The sequence below is a fragment of the Rufibacter sp. JT3400010 genome (assembly GCF_054956755.1).
Genome location: NZ_JBUDXA010000008.1, coordinates 38,537 through 52,755, shown reverse-complemented (window position 1 = coordinate 52,755; position 14,219 = coordinate 38,537). Strand labels below are relative to the sequence as shown.

The following is a 14,219-nucleotide window of genomic DNA, read 5'->3' as shown; positions in this document are numbered from 1 at the left end:
AAATCAGGACTTAACCAAAAGACTAACCCCTTCTGGCAATAGTTGCACTTCTCCCCGTTTATATAAAGCACCCAGTGCTTTTTTAAAGGTTTTTTTGCTCATGCCCAAGGTTTGGTAGATCAGTTCGGGAGAGCTTTTGTCCGTGAGGGGCAAATGCCCGTTTGCTTCTTTCAGTTTGGCCAAGACGGTTTCGGTGGCTTCGCGCACTTCGTCATAGCCTTGTTTCTGCAGGCTTACGTCCAGTTTGTTGTCTTCCCGTACTTTCTTGAGGTAGCCCTGGGTGTACTCACCGGGTTCCAGCGTGCGGAACACCTCATTGCGGTACAGCATGCCCAGGTACTTGTTGTTCACGATGACCTGGTAACCCAATGCTTTCTCGGGGCCAATCAACAGTTGCACCTCATCGCCTTCTTCCAGTTCTATGGGGTCGTAGTTCAGGAAAGGGCCTAATTTGGTAGAACCTACCAAGCGGTCAGAGTTTTCGTCCAGGTACACGTACACCAGCGTCCATTGGCCCGGGTATAGTGCGTCATGCTGGTTTTTGTAAGGCACAAACAAGTCCTTTTCCAGGCCCCATTCCAGAAACGCTCCAAAATTGTTCACGTCCCGCACCTGCAAACAAGCAAACTGGTCTACTTTGGCCTTGGGCTCCAAGGTGGTGGCAATGAGACGGTCCTCTGAATCACGGTACACAAAGACTGAGATCATGTCACCCACCTGCGTGCCTTCGGGAATGTACTTGCGGGGCAGCAGCACATCGCCGTCATCTGACCCTAAATACAGGCCATGTTCCAATTCCCGAAGGATTTCCAGATAGTTGTAATCGCCTAAGTGCAACATAGAAGCTAAAGTGTTGAGGTTCGTAAACAAAGATATTGATTCTATTCGGCACCTCTCAAGGCTAGGGGGAAACTTTGTGCCAGATCGGGGTATTTGAGCCTGTTTTCAGAAAAAGAGGCGGAAAACGGTAAGGAACCCACTTGCCTGGATGCTGGTGTCCTATGAAGGCCCGTGGCCTGGTTTAAGTCTCTTTAAATGAAACCTTTGTCTTTTATTTGGTTGATGATAGTTAGTTTCCTATATTCCAGTACCAGTTAGCGTTACCCCTCTATTTCTACCCCTTACTATTTCTTTAACTATCCAATCTTTATTGTGTCATTTAACCAGAACAGATGAAAAGAATTGTATCTACCCTTATGGTGGCCACCATCCCTTTCCTGAGTTTCCAAGCGGAGGCGCAGAAGAAAAGTAAAAAGGCGAAGGAAAAAGACAAAGTTGCCGCCGCCATGGCTACACCCACTCCGCCGGAAGGCGCAGGCGGTAAAAAAGCCACCCTCGCTGAGAAAATAAAGACCAGCAAAAAGGCAGACGGCTTGTTCACGGTGTACCAAGACACCCTCACCGGCTCTGTGCAACTGTATGTCAGGAAAGATCAGCTGGGAAAAGAGTTTGTGTACCAAAGCTTCTCCATTAACGGGCCCACCAGTTTGTTCCTGAACCAAAGCATGCACCGGAACACGGCCGTCTTCAAGATTGTGAAGGCCTTTGACAAACTGGAGTTCCAGCAGGTGAACACCAACTTCTATTACGACAAAAACAACGCGGTAAGCAAAACGGCCGGGGTAGACGTGCCTGAGGCCATCATGCTGTCAGAGAAATTTTCGGTGGAAGATGCGGGTGGGTACCTGGTCAATGCCGATGCGCTTTTCATCAGTGAGAAAATGGATCCGGTGAAACCGCTGGCGCCCGTAGGCGTACCGCCCACTGCCTTCTTCAACCTGGGTACCCTCAACACCGCCAAGTCTAAATACCACAAAGTAAAGTCCTTCCCAGACAATACTGACATTCAGGTAGACCTGGCCTATGACAACCCGGCCCCGTACGTGGGTGGCGGAAAAGACATCACAGACGCGCGGTACATTAGGGTGCGCATGCAGCACAGTTTCATTGAGATGCCCCAGAATGACTATAAGCCTCGGTTAGACGATCCCCGCGTAGGCTACTTCACCCAGGAAGTGAACGACCTCACCAGCATAGACGCCATCAACTACCGTGACATCATCAACCGGTGGCACCTGGTCAAGAAAGACCCTACTGCCGCCTTGAGCGAGCCGGTAGAACCCATTACCTGGTGGATTGAAAACACCACACCGGTAGAGTTTAGGCAGACTATCAAAGAAGCGGGCGAGAAATGGAACGAGGCCTTTGAGAAAGCTGGTTTCAAGAACGCCGTGGTCATGAAAATCATGCCTGACCAGGTGGACTGGGACCCCAGTGATATCCGCTACAACGTAATTAGGTGGGTTTCTTCTTCCAGCCCGCAGTACGGTGCCATCGGGCCAAGCTTCGTGAACCCCAGAACCGGCCAGATCCTGGGCTCAGACATTACCATAGAGTGGTACAGCGGCAACGCCACCCCCATTTCAGATGAATTGTTCAGTGGCCCTTCGGCCGAAGCCCTTCATTTCCCGGGTATGGCTAACCCAGTGGCCCTGTGCACCATGGCGCATGAACTAAAAGCCCAGTATTCCGCAGGCATGACCACTCTGGAAGCTACTGATGCCTCTACTAGCGACCTCAAGAAAATGCACCAGCAGTTTCTGTATTACCTGGTACTGCACGAGATGGGACACACCATGGGCCTGAACCACAACATGAAGTCCAGCCAGATGCTGAAGCTTTCTGAGGTGAACAATACCGCCATTACCCAGAAAAAAGGGCTCATGGGCAGCGTCATGGATTACCCCGCCATCAACATCAGCCTGGACCGCAGCAAGCAGGGCGACTACTACACCACCAAACCTGGGCCTTATGACCTGTGGGCCATTGAATACGGCTACACTCCCGTGGCAGAAAACAGCGAGGCGGCTTTCCGCAAGAAAGTACTGAGCCGCAGCACTGAGCCAGACCTGGCCTTCGGCAATGACGCCGATGATATGCGCGCGCCCGGCAAGGCCATTGACCCTCGCGTGAACGTGAATGATATGAGTAGTGACGCCATTGGGTACGCCCAGGAAAGATTCGCGCTGGTCAATGCCATTGTGCCCAAGTTGAAAGACAAATACAGCAAAGATGATCGCGGCTACGCCGAACTGAGAGCCCGGTACAATGTGCTCAACGGGCAGCGCTCTAACATGGTCAGTGCTGTGAGCCGGTACGTGGGCGGCGTGTACATTGACCGTAGCTTTGTGGGCCAGAATAGCCCCAATAAGCCTTACACGCCGGTGCCCGAGGCTACCCAGAAAAGAGCCATGGCCGTGTTAGCCAAAAACGTTTTCGCGCCAGACGCCTTCAAGGCAGATGCGTACCTCATTCCTTACCTGCAAGGCCAGCGCCGCGGCTTCAACTTCAGTTCCGGTACCGAGGATCCGAAGCTGACCAGCATGTACAACAGTTTGGGAAGCTCGGCGTTGGCGCACATTCTGCACCCCACTACCACCCAACGTATCACCAACAGCACCTTGTATGGCAATCAATACAGCTTGGCAGAAGTGATGAGCGACCTGACCAAAGGCATTTTTGACGCCGATATGAAAAGCAACGTGAACACCTACCGCCAGTACCTGCAGACTTCGTACGTGAAGCAGCTGGCGCAACTGGCAGACGCAAAGTCACCCGCCGATGACGTCACCAAAGCCGCCGCCCGCTACACCCTGAAAAACGTAAAAGCCAAAATGGCCAGCGCGGTGTCTACCAACGAAGAAACCAAAGCGCATCGTAGCAATCTGGTTTATCTGGTAGATGATGCTTTGGCTGTGAAGTAGAAATTTATGGTAAAACAAAACAGAAAGGCAATCTCCTGTAAGGGGGATTGCCTTTCCGTTTTTATCCTCTGTTCTTCTTTACAGGTCTGCGGTTAAAGTATTTGGCTAAAATAGCTTCATTTGAGGTGTTTACATAAGATAGAGGTGCATGCAGTTTGCTGTTCCCCTGGCTTGTATGCTTTTTGCGTGGATGCAAGTGCTGTGTTGTTTCATCTTTTCTGGCAAGCGCTCACGGCCGCGAGGCCCCGCCTTCCGCCTTCGCGCTGTGATTTCTCCCTACCTGCTTCGCTGTCGCTCAGAGGTGGTCGAACTCTAGGCGCTCAAGCGAAAAGCTGGAACTTGGGAAAGCAGAGATTCCCCCTTTGAAGGGCAGGGCCGTTAAGTTCTAAAAATTGATATGGTTCAAGTTTTCAACTTGGACCTACCATGACCGGAAGTTTGCAACTTCCGTGAGTCAGAAGCTCCTATGGCGCGGATTTACTTCCGTGACTTTCAACAACGCTTCAATAAGCCATGGAGGCAAATCCGTGACATAGTAGGTAAAGAATCTCCCTCCACGGAGGGGTAGGGATGGGATTAGAACCAAAACCGTTTCAAGCTCTTTTTCCTTAAAACACTGCCAAAACAGCAAGCAAAATTACTGCTGGGCTTTATTTTTCGTTAGACCAAAGTGGGATTTTCCGGTACATTCTGTTTTCAACCTGATTTTTCTAAAACATGCCCAAAACACCTTACCAGTACTGCGAAGGGGAATAAACAGAGTGCCGGTTGCGGAGCATGAGACCCAGCACCAATTCATGGGAACCGTAGCTTACCTGGTTCAGGCCCGTGGTAGTGAGGTCGTACGCGTAGCCCAGGTGAAATCTGTGTTTGTACTGGAAACCCGCCATGAGCACGGCTGCGTCTTTCAGCCGGTAAGAGCCGCCCACCCAGAACTGGTCGCGCCAGAAAACCTTGGTGTTTACATCTACGGAGAGCGGACTGGGCACCGCGTACTTCACTACCACCGAAGGAGTCACGCTCAGGAAATGGCTGACGGAAATACGGTACCCGCCGTGCCCGAAGAAGTGCCGCTGTTGTTTGGCCGGAACCGTGGAGCGGGTCTCCCTGGCACCAAAAGGCGTGGGCAATACCTGGGCCACCGAAGCCCCCAGGAAAAACCGGGAACTGTAAAGGAGCGTGCCTACTCCTATGCTCGGCAACATACGGTTGTATTCATCAGCGTTCATGACGGGGTCTCCGCCGGTGCCCGCAAACGTGAGCATATCGCGGTTTAACCCGAACTGGGTGAATCCGGCGGCTACGCCCGCGGCTAGTTTAAGATTGGCCGTGAGCGGTTGGTGGTAGGCGTAGAGTAACTGCACCTCTGTGCGTTTAAGGCCGGCGGCTTTATCTGCCTGTACCAGAATACCCACGCCGTGGTGCGGACTGGTTTTCTGGGCATTGTTCCGGCGGTCGGGCCGCCACTGGACTTTTCCCTTCTCTATAACGGGCCGTGCCTTGAAGCTGGTAGGCGGACTCAGGTAATCTAGTTTGCCCAGGGGCATGTGCGCGCTCATATAATAGGAGGTGGGCGCACCCTCCAACCCGGTCCACTGGTTCCGGTAACCGGCCCGTACATCCAGGTAATTGTCAGTACCGCTCACCGCCGGATTCAGGAGAATGGGGTTGAGCATGTACTGGCTGTAGTGGGGAATCTGCTGCGCCAACCCTAAAAGCGGGAGACCTAGCAGAAAAAGCAAGAAGTAGCTGTTCTTTTTCATAGGCTCTTGGCGTTACCGCAGGATGGTGAGTGGCCCCGTCATTTTAGGCCGCCCGTTTTGTGGGTCAATGATGTAGTAGTAGGCACCAATGGGCAAATCACTGCCGTTCCGTTTGCCGTCCCAAGGGCTAGGATACCCTTTGGTGGAGTAAACCAATTGGCCCCATCTGTTATAAACCTCAATGCTGATGCGCGGGTAATCCTGAATTCCGTCTAGTTCCCACGTATCATTGGAGCCATCGCCGTTGGGCGAAAACGCGGTGGGGATGTTCAGCCGTTTGACTACCGTTACTGTCATGCTGTCCACGTTAGGGCAACCCGCCTCTGAGACACTGTGCAGGTAATATTTGAAAGTGCCCGCCTGGGTGGCCGTAAGAACCGGATTGAGAACCGAAGGATTGCTTAGGTTTTGAGCAGGGTTCCAGGTGAGTTTGCCCTGTCCTATGGCCTGTAGCTCTACGCTCTCGCCTTCCACCAGCAGGAGATTGTTCCCGGCATCTACTTCGGGCGTATGCCGCAGTTTAATTTCCACTTCATCTGTGGCATTGACGCAAGGGCTGTTGCTCACCGTCCAGCGCAAGACGTAGGTGCCGCCCATGGTTCCCGTGAAAGTAGTGGTGGGGTTGGCCGTATTCGCGAAAGTGCCGCCGGTGCCTTGTACTATGGTCCATTGGCCTGTGGCCGGAGCAGGGACATTGGCTTCCAGGCGGGCCGTGACATTCCCGCAAATCAGCTGGTCTGGTCCCGCCAGCGCGATGGGAGCCGGAGAAATAGTCACAGTTTTAGTGATGGTATTGGGGCAGCCCAGCGCCGTGCTAACCGTGAGCTTCACCGAATAGGAACCTTCTTTAGGGTACTTATGCGTAGGATGCTGGGTACTGGCCGTAGTTCCGTCCCCGAAGTCCCAAGCCCAGGTGGTAAGGTTTCCGCTCAAGAGGCTGCTCATGTCCTGGAAGGAAACCACATCCGTCACGCAGCCTACGCTAGGGGAGAAGTCTGCTTTGGGGGTAGGATACACGGTAATGGAACTGGTAAAGGTCTGCTCACAGGAATTAGCGGCTTTCACGGCCAATGAAACCGTGTAGGTACCGGGGGCCTTGTACTGATGCATAGGGCTGCGTTCAGAAGAGGTTGTGCCATCTCCGAAGCTCCAGGTATAGGAGAGTTCACCGCTGCCCTGATTTTGGGTGGTGTTGGTAAAACGGGCGGGTGTGCTTTCGCAGACATTAGCAGTGGTAAAGCTGGCGGCCGGGTTGGGCAACACCACAATGGTTTTGGTAAGAGTCTCCATGCAGACAATACCAGACCATACTTCTAAGGTAACTCTGTAGGAACCAGATTTGCTGTACAAATGGCTCGGGTTGGGTTCCTCAGAGAAAGTGCCGTCCCCAAAGCTCCAGCGCCGCTTCAGGATCTTCCCGAAAGCAATGGTGCTGGCATCCTGAAAATTGACGCCTTGTTCCTGGCAAAAGGAGGAAGCCGTAAAGTTGGGCACTGGGGTAGCGCCGCTGATAATGTAGGTGTGCGAAACAATGTCCTGGCAGCCTTTGTTGGAGGTGACTACCAGTTGCACGGTATATTCTCCTTCTTTGGTATAGCGGTGGCGGGGCGCCGAGGCCGTAGAAGTGGTCCCATCCCCAAAATCCCAACGATAACTTAGCGTGCCAGCCGTTATGGTAGACTCGTTCTGGAAAGCTGCTTCATCCCGTACACAAATGTCAGGCAGGCTGAAGGCCGCCACCGGCATAGGGTTGATGGTGATCATCTGTTGGGTGGAATCCTGGCAACCTTGCTCAGAAAACGCTTTCAGTTTCACGGTATACGTACCCGCCTGCGCATAGACGTGCTGCGGGTGCTGCTCAGTGCTACGGGCGGAGCCGTCCCCAAAGTCCCATTCCCACCGGGTCACGCGGCCCACGGGTACCGTGCTCTGGTCCCGGAACATCATGGCGTTTTTCGCGCAGGTTTCAGGTGCTGAGAATTTCGCCACGGGCGGAGCCAGGATGGTGACCTCGCGCGTAAGGAATTCTGAAACACAATGATTCTTGCTGCTAACCGAGAGCGTAACTTTGTACGTGCCCGGACTGCTGTACTTGTGCGCCGGATTCTGCTCTGTAGAAGTGGTGCCATCGCCAAAATTCCAGTTCCAGGCTGCCATGCTTTCTCCCGTGGTGGATTTGCTGGCGTCTTTGAAGCGGGTGCTTTCATTGGAACAGGCCACCTCAAACGTGAAGTCGGCCACAGGCTTCGGGAAAACCTCTACTTCTATGTAGGTAGAATCCTGCGAGTCGCAGTCATTGCCGTTAGACTTGGTAGTAACCAATGAGACGGTGTATTTCCCCGCACTGGGAAAGGTGTGGGAAGGATTCTGCTCCGTAGAGGTAGTTCCATCACCAAAATACCACTTCCAAGCCAACGGCTGGTAAATCGCAAAGCCTTTGAACCGAATATTGCTGCCATCACAGATACTGTCTGAGAGAACCGTGATGTTCTGGTTGAGGTTGGTGACGTTGGCTCCCGCCGAATAGGCATACGATTCAAAGCTCCCCAATCCGTAGGCAAAGGCATTAAAGCCGCTGTCGGCGGTAAGGGTGTGGTTACCGGCCATCACTTTGTTCTGGGAGAAGGAATAGCCTGGGTTGGAAGGAACCGGCGAAAAGGAAATAGGCTGGCCATCTAACCGGAAAGAACCGGTGTTGGCCGTTTTCATGGTGATATTGATAAAATGGCTCGAAATCTGAAAATTGGGCGAGGAATACAGCGTGATGTTGTTCAGGGTCTGTTCCACAGGATTGACAAGCACCATATCAGGATCGCTGAGAACGCCGTCACAGGCTTGTGACTTGGTATAGTGAGTTACCTGCACCGGCTCAGAAGCAGAAATGTAATTGGCCGCGCTGTTCTCAAACTCGTGGAACTTCCCTTGATTTATAGTAAACGACTGGCCGTTGACCGTAACCACGGTGTTGTCTTTAGAGGCCAACACCCGGTAAATGTCACCGGCGGTTCTGGTCATGAAAGGTGCCGTCACAAAGTTCTTGCCCCAGGCGCTCACCGGGTATAGATGCTGGTACAGGTTGTCTCCGCTTACATTTCGGTTGGAGGCGCAGGTGTAGGGTTCTGGAATGGCGGTATAGGAACTTCCCGAGAAAACCGCAATGCGCTTGCAGGTGCCTGAACCGGAAACAGATTCTACCTTGGTTCCCGTCAGGTCTTTCAGAGCGCGCACCTGGTACACCTCGCCCTTCATCAAGGGCCTTGAAGGGGAGAACGTTCTTCCGGCAGGGTTCCCGCCTAGCGTGGTAGCGGTGGGGGTGATTTCAATGGTGGTATTGTCTTCCAGCGCTACCACCATGAGTTGCGAAGCAGCCACGGTCCCTTGCTGGGCGGTCTGGTTATAGCTGACCGCGTAATAAGAACGGCCCAGCGTGTTGGTAGGCAGCACCAACGTGGCTCCAGACTTATTAAGGTGGTAAATATGGGCATAGACCACCACTGGCGCATCTGACGTCACGTGAATAGCCTTTTTCTCAATTTCTTCGCTGGAACCCACATACGCCTGAGAAGGACTAATGGGGATAACTGTGACCGAATTGGCAGTAACCGGGTAAGTGGCAACTGCGCCCTGGCCAACTGTTACGCGGGCGGTGGTGTTGACATCTGAGGTAACGTACAGGTTCATTTGAGAGATACCTCCTTGCGGATTCGGTCCCAATTCGTTCTGAATGTGGGCCATGTATCCCAGCCAAAAGTCCCGGCCTTTGTTAGATGTACTCTGGGCTTTTGTGGTGTAAGTCACTAACAGCAGCAGACACGCACAAAGGCCCCTTAATAAAAGGGGGTAAAAGTTCACTTTCTATAGCTACAGGTTTATAAGTTCATTCGGCAAAGCCGTGATAAAATGTTTTATTGCTTATATACCTATATGCTGATATTGTTATTTGGTTGCCTCGTTTTTGTATTTAAATGAAGTTTTTTTGACGTATAAGGCAATTTTCAGAAGATTTTATCTGAACTCAGTGATGAGGGGCTGGGTGAAGCGCAGGTCATTGAAATCATAGTACTGCCGGGTGGTCTGAAACAGTCTGAAATCCTGCTGGCTGCTTGACTGCGGAAGACGCGGATAATACCCCAAAAGCACTTGAATGGTGTTGATAGGCAAGAATTCGTTCCGGAAACGCAGGCCCATGCCGAAGCCGGTGTAAGGCTTTTCCTTCAGAGGAGACTTGTTCGCCACATTGGTGAGCCAGGCCAGATCGGCAAACCCAATGATGGCGAGCCGGAACCCCAACAGCGTCAAAGGCGTGAAGAAGTTGGTTTCATAGTTCAGGACAAACCTGCGGTAGCCCCGCACATCTCTGGAACTGAAGCCCCGTATGCCGTCTTCTTGGTCAATATCCAGTGCAAATAAATCTGGGCGGCTCATGCCTAGGGAAGTTCTGTTCCAGATAAAGTGCCGCCAGCGCCAGTTGCGTAGACGGTACAAAGGGGTGAAATACAAGGCTTCAGTAGTCAGGACGCCTTGTTCCCAGGAGCTTTTGTTGCGGTAACTTCCGTACTCCAGGCCGCCGTAGAGATAACCGAAATTAGGCTGGTATTTCCCGAAGGCTCCTTTTACCCCCAGATACATGCGGTTTTTGAGGGAGCCATCTTCATACCCGGCAGTAAGGGCCAGCAAGTTCCCGGCCGGAATATCCTCGGTGCGACCAAACCCGAAAAGATATTGGTCTTTGTAGTACCTCCTGAAGCTGTACCCGAAGGCGGTCAGGTACAAGCGCGCGCTCTGAATGGTAGGACCCGCCCCCTGGGTGTATTTGATGTTCATGAACCGCGCCGCCGTAATAAACTGGCCCGAGTTGTCCTGGGCTAGATCATAGGACTTCAGGTGAAACGCGCGGCCAATCCATACATCCTGAATGTTGTAATCTAACGGAACATGGTCAATGAACTGGTCCTGGGTTTCGTCTCCTTCGCTCTCGCCTTGTTCATAATAATCAGGAACCAGGGTCTGGTACCAGGCCGCTGAGGCGCCGCCCGCGTATTTGGTATTGGTGGTGAAGAAATCGCGCCGGAAACTGAGGCTCTGCTGTTTGTAGTAATAGGTGTTCTGGTAAATGAGCTCCGCTGAGATAAAGCTGCGCGAAATGTTCTGGATGAAATAACTGCCCGAGAATTGCCAGGTCTGCGGCTCTGATAACCCAAACCGGTAATTGGTCCTGATCTGGTGCCCTACTCCCATAAAATTAATGTCCCGCAGGGCGATGCGCGAACTGGAGGTGCTGGCAGAACCGGAACCACTGATACTGAACACGTCTTTGGTGATGATGACTACGTCTACGCTGTCATTGGTAGAGGTGGAGTCATTGACAAACACCCGGGCATCTAAAAGATAGTCGGTTTGGCGCAGCAAACGCTCAGATTCAGCCAGGGCCATGGGTTCCAGCAATTCTCCTTCCCTGAAAAGGATCTGGTTCCGGAGCAAGCCTTGTTTGGTACGCATGTGCAGGGCATTTCCCCAGCGCTCTAGCCAGGTATCTGGCAAAGCAAGCGTATCATTAATGGAGTAGCCAAACGCATCTAGCCGCTTGAAATAGATGCTCCGCACCACTTTGTAATTATGCTGGGCATGGGTGGGGGGCAGCAACGTGTTTTCAATGGGACCTTCTATTCTTTTCGGCTTAAAGATGACCAATGCCTTAACCGCTCGGCCCAGCAGCGACTTTCGTTGGCTGAAGCGCTTGAGAGAAGTGAGAAAGTTATTCGCGTCTGTGGTGTCTTCTAAGGGCGGAGTAACCACCGGCGGCGGAGTCTTGACCGGCGGAATTTCCTGAGCTTGGGCGCAAACGCAACTGCCTCCTACTACCATAACTAGCAGAAATAGCAGTCTTGTGTACGCAGAAAATCTTTGGGCCGTGTTCATACCTAATACTCCATCCCTAAAATACGGCAAAATCTACTTAGAACAATGTTGAGCAGGTTAATGCTATTTAAATTAGCTTTATCCACACCCCTGTTGATAAGTTGTGGCTAAAATTATTAGTTAATTATGCTGATGTGCTGTATCTTGCTAACGTATTCAAGGACTTAAAACGCATAGCACATGCACACTCCGCTTCTAGAAAAACTAAGTATTTTGGCAGATTCTGCAAAATATGACGTTTCCTGCTCTTCCAGCGGCGGTAAACGCAAGAACGAGGGGAAAGGATTAGGCAACGCCGAAGGCATGGGTATTTGCCACAGTTATACCGAAGACGGCCGGTGCGTGTCTTTGCTAAAAATACTGCTTACCAACTTCTGTATTTTCGATTGCGCTTACTGCGTGTCGCGCAAAAGCAACGACGTAAAGCGCGCCGCCTTCACGGTGCAGGAAGTGGTGGACCTGACCATCAATTTCTACCGCCGAAATTACATTGAAGGCCTGTTCCTGAGCTCGGGCATTTTCAAGAACGCCGACTATACCATGGAGCGGTTGGTGCGGGTGGCCAAGAAGCTGCGCCTGGAGCACAAGTTCAACGGCTACATCCACCTCAAAACCATTCCGGGCGCGAGCGAGGAACTGGTGAAAGAAGCAGGTTTATACGCCGATAGGCTGAGCGTGAACATTGAGTTACCTACCGAGCAGAGCCTACAGTCTCTGGCCCCCGAGAAAAACTTCAAGGAGGTGCTCACGCCCATGGGCCATATCAAAGACCAACTGGTGCTGGTGAAGGAAGAGAAGAAGCTGTTCAAGTCTACGCCTTCCTTCGCGCCGGCCGGGCAGAGCACTCAGTTGATTGTAGGGGCTACCCCAGAAAGCGACCGCCAGATCCTGACCCTCGCCGATGGCTTGTATCAAAACTTCAACTTGAAACGGGTCTACTACTCGGGTTATGTGCCGGTAGTAACGGATAGCCGCCTGCCCATCATCAGTACACCACCTATCATCCGGGAGAACCGATTGTACCAGGCCGATTGGCTGGTGCGGCTCTACGGCTTTGGGGTGAATGAATTACTGGACGAGCAGAACCCGCAACTGGACCTACAGATTGATCCTAAACTAGCTTGGGCGCTGCGAAACCGGCACGTGTTCCCGCTGGAGATCAACACCGTAGACTATGAGATGATTTTGCGGGTGCCGGGTATTGGGATTAAATCAGCGAAGAAGATAGTGGCCGCCCGCCGCTTCGCTCACCTTACCTGGGACCACCTGCGCCAGATAGGGGTCGTGCTAAAGAGGGCCAAATATTTTATTACCTGCGGAGGGCGCAGTTTGGAGACGAGAGAATGGGACGAAGAAGCCATCCGGAGAAGAATCATTTTCGGGGAGAAGGGGAGCCGGGCCAGCCTGTGGGGCAGCCAACTGGATTTGTTCCAGCAGGCAAGCTAAGCCAAAAGCCAGCGGCACCGCTTCCGCCTTATAAGCGAAAAAGCATTGTTTTTGTAAAACCACATCAAAATCTACCCAATATGCCAACTTTAGTTAACCGCCAGACTGTAGCCCCTGTTTCTTTCCGTTGCAAGCTGAGCACCCTGGTGCCATATCTGCGTCAGCTTTCGGCGCAGCGCCATGAGAACAACGGCGGCAGACGCAACTCCATCCGTATCGCTTCCTAAGCAAACCGCCGCGCGCATGCATTTCTATACCTATGATGGTTCCTTTGAAGGCCTCCTGACGGTGGTGTTTGAAGCGTATGAGCGCAAAGAATGGCCTACCCAAATTGGCAAGGAAGGAGAGGCCCCGCCGGGCATCTTCGCGGAGCACCACTTTGTGCCTGCGCAGGAGGAGAAAGCCAAGCGCGTGTGGGAAGGACTGGGCAAGAAACTGTCCAAAGCCGCCTGGGAGAACGTGTACAAAGCATATCTTTGGGAGCAACCCGGCTTTGAGATGCTCATCTTTCAGTTCGTACGGCTGGTTTTCTCCAGTACCAAGCAAGGCATAGAAGAGAACTTCGCGGACCCGTACGTGCAGAAAATGGCCGTGGTGGGTAAGCAAATGCACCGTGAGAAACACCGCATGGAGGCGTTCATCAGGTTTCAGCGCACCCAAGATGGTTTGTACGTTGCCCCCATCAGCCCAGATTTCAACGTGCTGCCGTTAGTGGTAGCGCATTTTGAAAAACGCTATGCTGACCAAACCTGGCTCATCTACGATGTGCGCCGGCAGTACGGTGCCTACTATGATTTAAAGCACGTGCATATTGTCTCGCTGGAAGAAACCCTGTTGGGCCTCCGGAAAGGACAACTGTCGCCGGACATCCTAACGTCGGTGGAGCCCATGTACCAGCAGTTGTGGCAGGCCTATTTTGACCACGTGAACATCCCCGAGCGGACGAACAAGAAACTGCACCTGCGGCACATGCCCGAGCGCTATTGGAAGTACCTCACCGAGAAAAAGCCCCGTATGCAGGCGCATCAGCCCATTCAGAACAAGCAGGTACCTACCGCAGTACCCAGGCTGAAAGCCTAATATTTTGCCGTTTCCGTTTCCTAGCTGTTTTAGGGAAAACGGCCTTGAAACCTCATTCGCATCTTTTGCCTTTGTGTTTCTTTTATCCGCAGACCTAAGTTGAGGCTCTTGCCGCACGGCAGTTGCAAACTGCCGCTCATTCTTGGTCCAGGTCGCAGACTTGAACCATTGTATATGAGATGAATAAAGAGAAAAGAAAGCAGTCTACATGCGGCAGGTCGGGGCGAAGGCCTACAGTGAGGCCGAG

General features: G+C 52.4%; 8 protein-coding genes. 4 read left to right on the top strand and 4 right to left on the bottom strand.

All coding sequences use genetic code 11. The annotated features are described in order from the left end of the window. Nucleotides 1-3: 3 nt before the first annotated feature. Nucleotides 4-840: a CvfB family protein gene (locus ACY0JR_RS10150; protein ID WP_462633939.1), complete on the bottom strand. Its 837-nt coding sequence runs from the start codon at nucleotides 838-840 to the stop codon at nucleotides 4-6. Nucleotides 841-1,172: 332 nt separating this feature from the next. On the opposite strand from ACY0JR_RS10150, the gene ACY0JR_RS10145 reads away from it, so the two are divergent. Beyond that, complete coding sequence (locus tag ACY0JR_RS10145) at nucleotides 1,173-3,764, top strand: zinc-dependent metalloprotease (RefSeq protein WP_462633938.1); 2,592 nt, start codon at nucleotides 1,173-1,175, stop codon at nucleotides 3,762-3,764. A gap of 731 nt (nucleotides 3,765-4,495) precedes the next feature. On the opposite strand, the gene ACY0JR_RS10140 is transcribed toward ACY0JR_RS10145, so the two are convergent. The 3 genes from ACY0JR_RS10140 to ACY0JR_RS10130 form a co-directional block, all read right to left on the bottom strand. Continuing rightward, nucleotides 4,496-5,527, bottom strand: coding sequence for a PorP/SprF family type IX secretion system membrane protein (locus ACY0JR_RS10140; RefSeq protein ID WP_462633937.1), 1,032 nt, complete (start codon nucleotides 5,525-5,527; stop codon nucleotides 4,496-4,498). Between the two features lie 12 nt (nucleotides 5,528-5,539). Beyond that, nucleotides 5,540-9,262: a PKD domain-containing protein gene (locus tag ACY0JR_RS10135; protein ID WP_462633935.1), complete on the bottom strand. Its 3,723-nt coding sequence runs from the start codon at nucleotides 9,260-9,262 to the stop codon at nucleotides 5,540-5,542. A 270-nt stretch (nucleotides 9,263-9,532) separates the two neighbouring features. Continuing rightward, nucleotides 9,533-11,392: a hypothetical protein gene (locus ACY0JR_RS10130; protein WP_462633934.1), complete on the bottom strand. Its 1,860-nt coding sequence runs from the start codon at nucleotides 11,390-11,392 to the stop codon at nucleotides 9,533-9,535. A 234-nt stretch (nucleotides 11,393-11,626) separates the two neighbouring features. On the opposite strand from ACY0JR_RS10130, the gene ACY0JR_RS10125 reads away from it, so the two are divergent. The 3 genes from ACY0JR_RS10125 to ACY0JR_RS10115 all read left to right on the top strand — a co-directional run bounded on the left by ACY0JR_RS10125 (nucleotide 11,627) and on the right by ACY0JR_RS10115 (nucleotide 13,972). Beyond that, nucleotides 11,627-12,892: a putative DNA modification/repair radical SAM protein gene (locus ACY0JR_RS10125; RefSeq protein ID WP_462633933.1), complete on the top strand. Its 1,266-nt coding sequence runs from the start codon at nucleotides 11,627-11,629 to the stop codon at nucleotides 12,890-12,892. An 80-nt stretch (nucleotides 12,893-12,972) separates the two neighbouring features. After that, on the top strand, nucleotides 12,973-13,119 hold the full coding sequence (locus ACY0JR_RS10120; protein ID WP_462633931.1) for a hypothetical protein: 147 nt from the start codon (nucleotides 12,973-12,975) through the stop codon (nucleotides 13,117-13,119). After that, a complete protein-coding gene (locus tag ACY0JR_RS10115) occupies nucleotides 13,073-13,972 on the top strand; it encodes a TIGR03915 family putative DNA repair protein (protein ID WP_462633929.1) in 900 nt (299 codons plus the stop codon). The genes ACY0JR_RS10120 and ACY0JR_RS10115 overlap by 47 nt, the downstream gene beginning before the upstream one ends. Nucleotides 13,973-14,219: the final 247 nt, after the last annotated feature.

Bases quoted from the DNA above. Each gene is read 5' to 3' on its own strand.
- ACY0JR_RS10135 (WP_462633935.1), bottom strand. From the start codon at position 9,262: ATGGCCCACATTCAGAACGAATTGGGACCGAATCCGCAAGGAGGTATC.
- ACY0JR_RS10150 (WP_462633939.1), bottom strand. From the start codon at position 840: ATGTTGCACTTAGGCGATTACAACTATCTGGAAATCCTTCGGGAATTG.
- ACY0JR_RS10115 (WP_462633929.1), top strand. From the start codon at position 13,073: ATGAGAACAACGGCGGCAGACGCAACTCCATCCGTATCGCTTCCTAAG.
- ACY0JR_RS10130 (WP_462633934.1), bottom strand. From the start codon at position 11,392: ATGGTAGTAGGAGGCAGTTGCGTTTGCGCCCAAGCTCAGGAAATTCCG.
- ACY0JR_RS10125 (WP_462633933.1), top strand. From the start codon at position 11,627: ATGCACACTCCGCTTCTAGAAAAACTAAGTATTTTGGCAGATTCTGCA.
- ACY0JR_RS10120 (WP_462633931.1), top strand. From the start codon at position 12,973: ATGCCAACTTTAGTTAACCGCCAGACTGTAGCCCCTGTTTCTTTCCGT.
- ACY0JR_RS10140 (WP_462633937.1), bottom strand. From the start codon at position 5,527: ATGAAAAAGAACAGCTACTTCTTGCTTTTTCTGCTAGGTCTCCCGCTT.
- ACY0JR_RS10145 (WP_462633938.1), top strand. From the start codon at position 1,173: ATGAAAAGAATTGTATCTACCCTTATGGTGGCCACCATCCCTTTCCTG.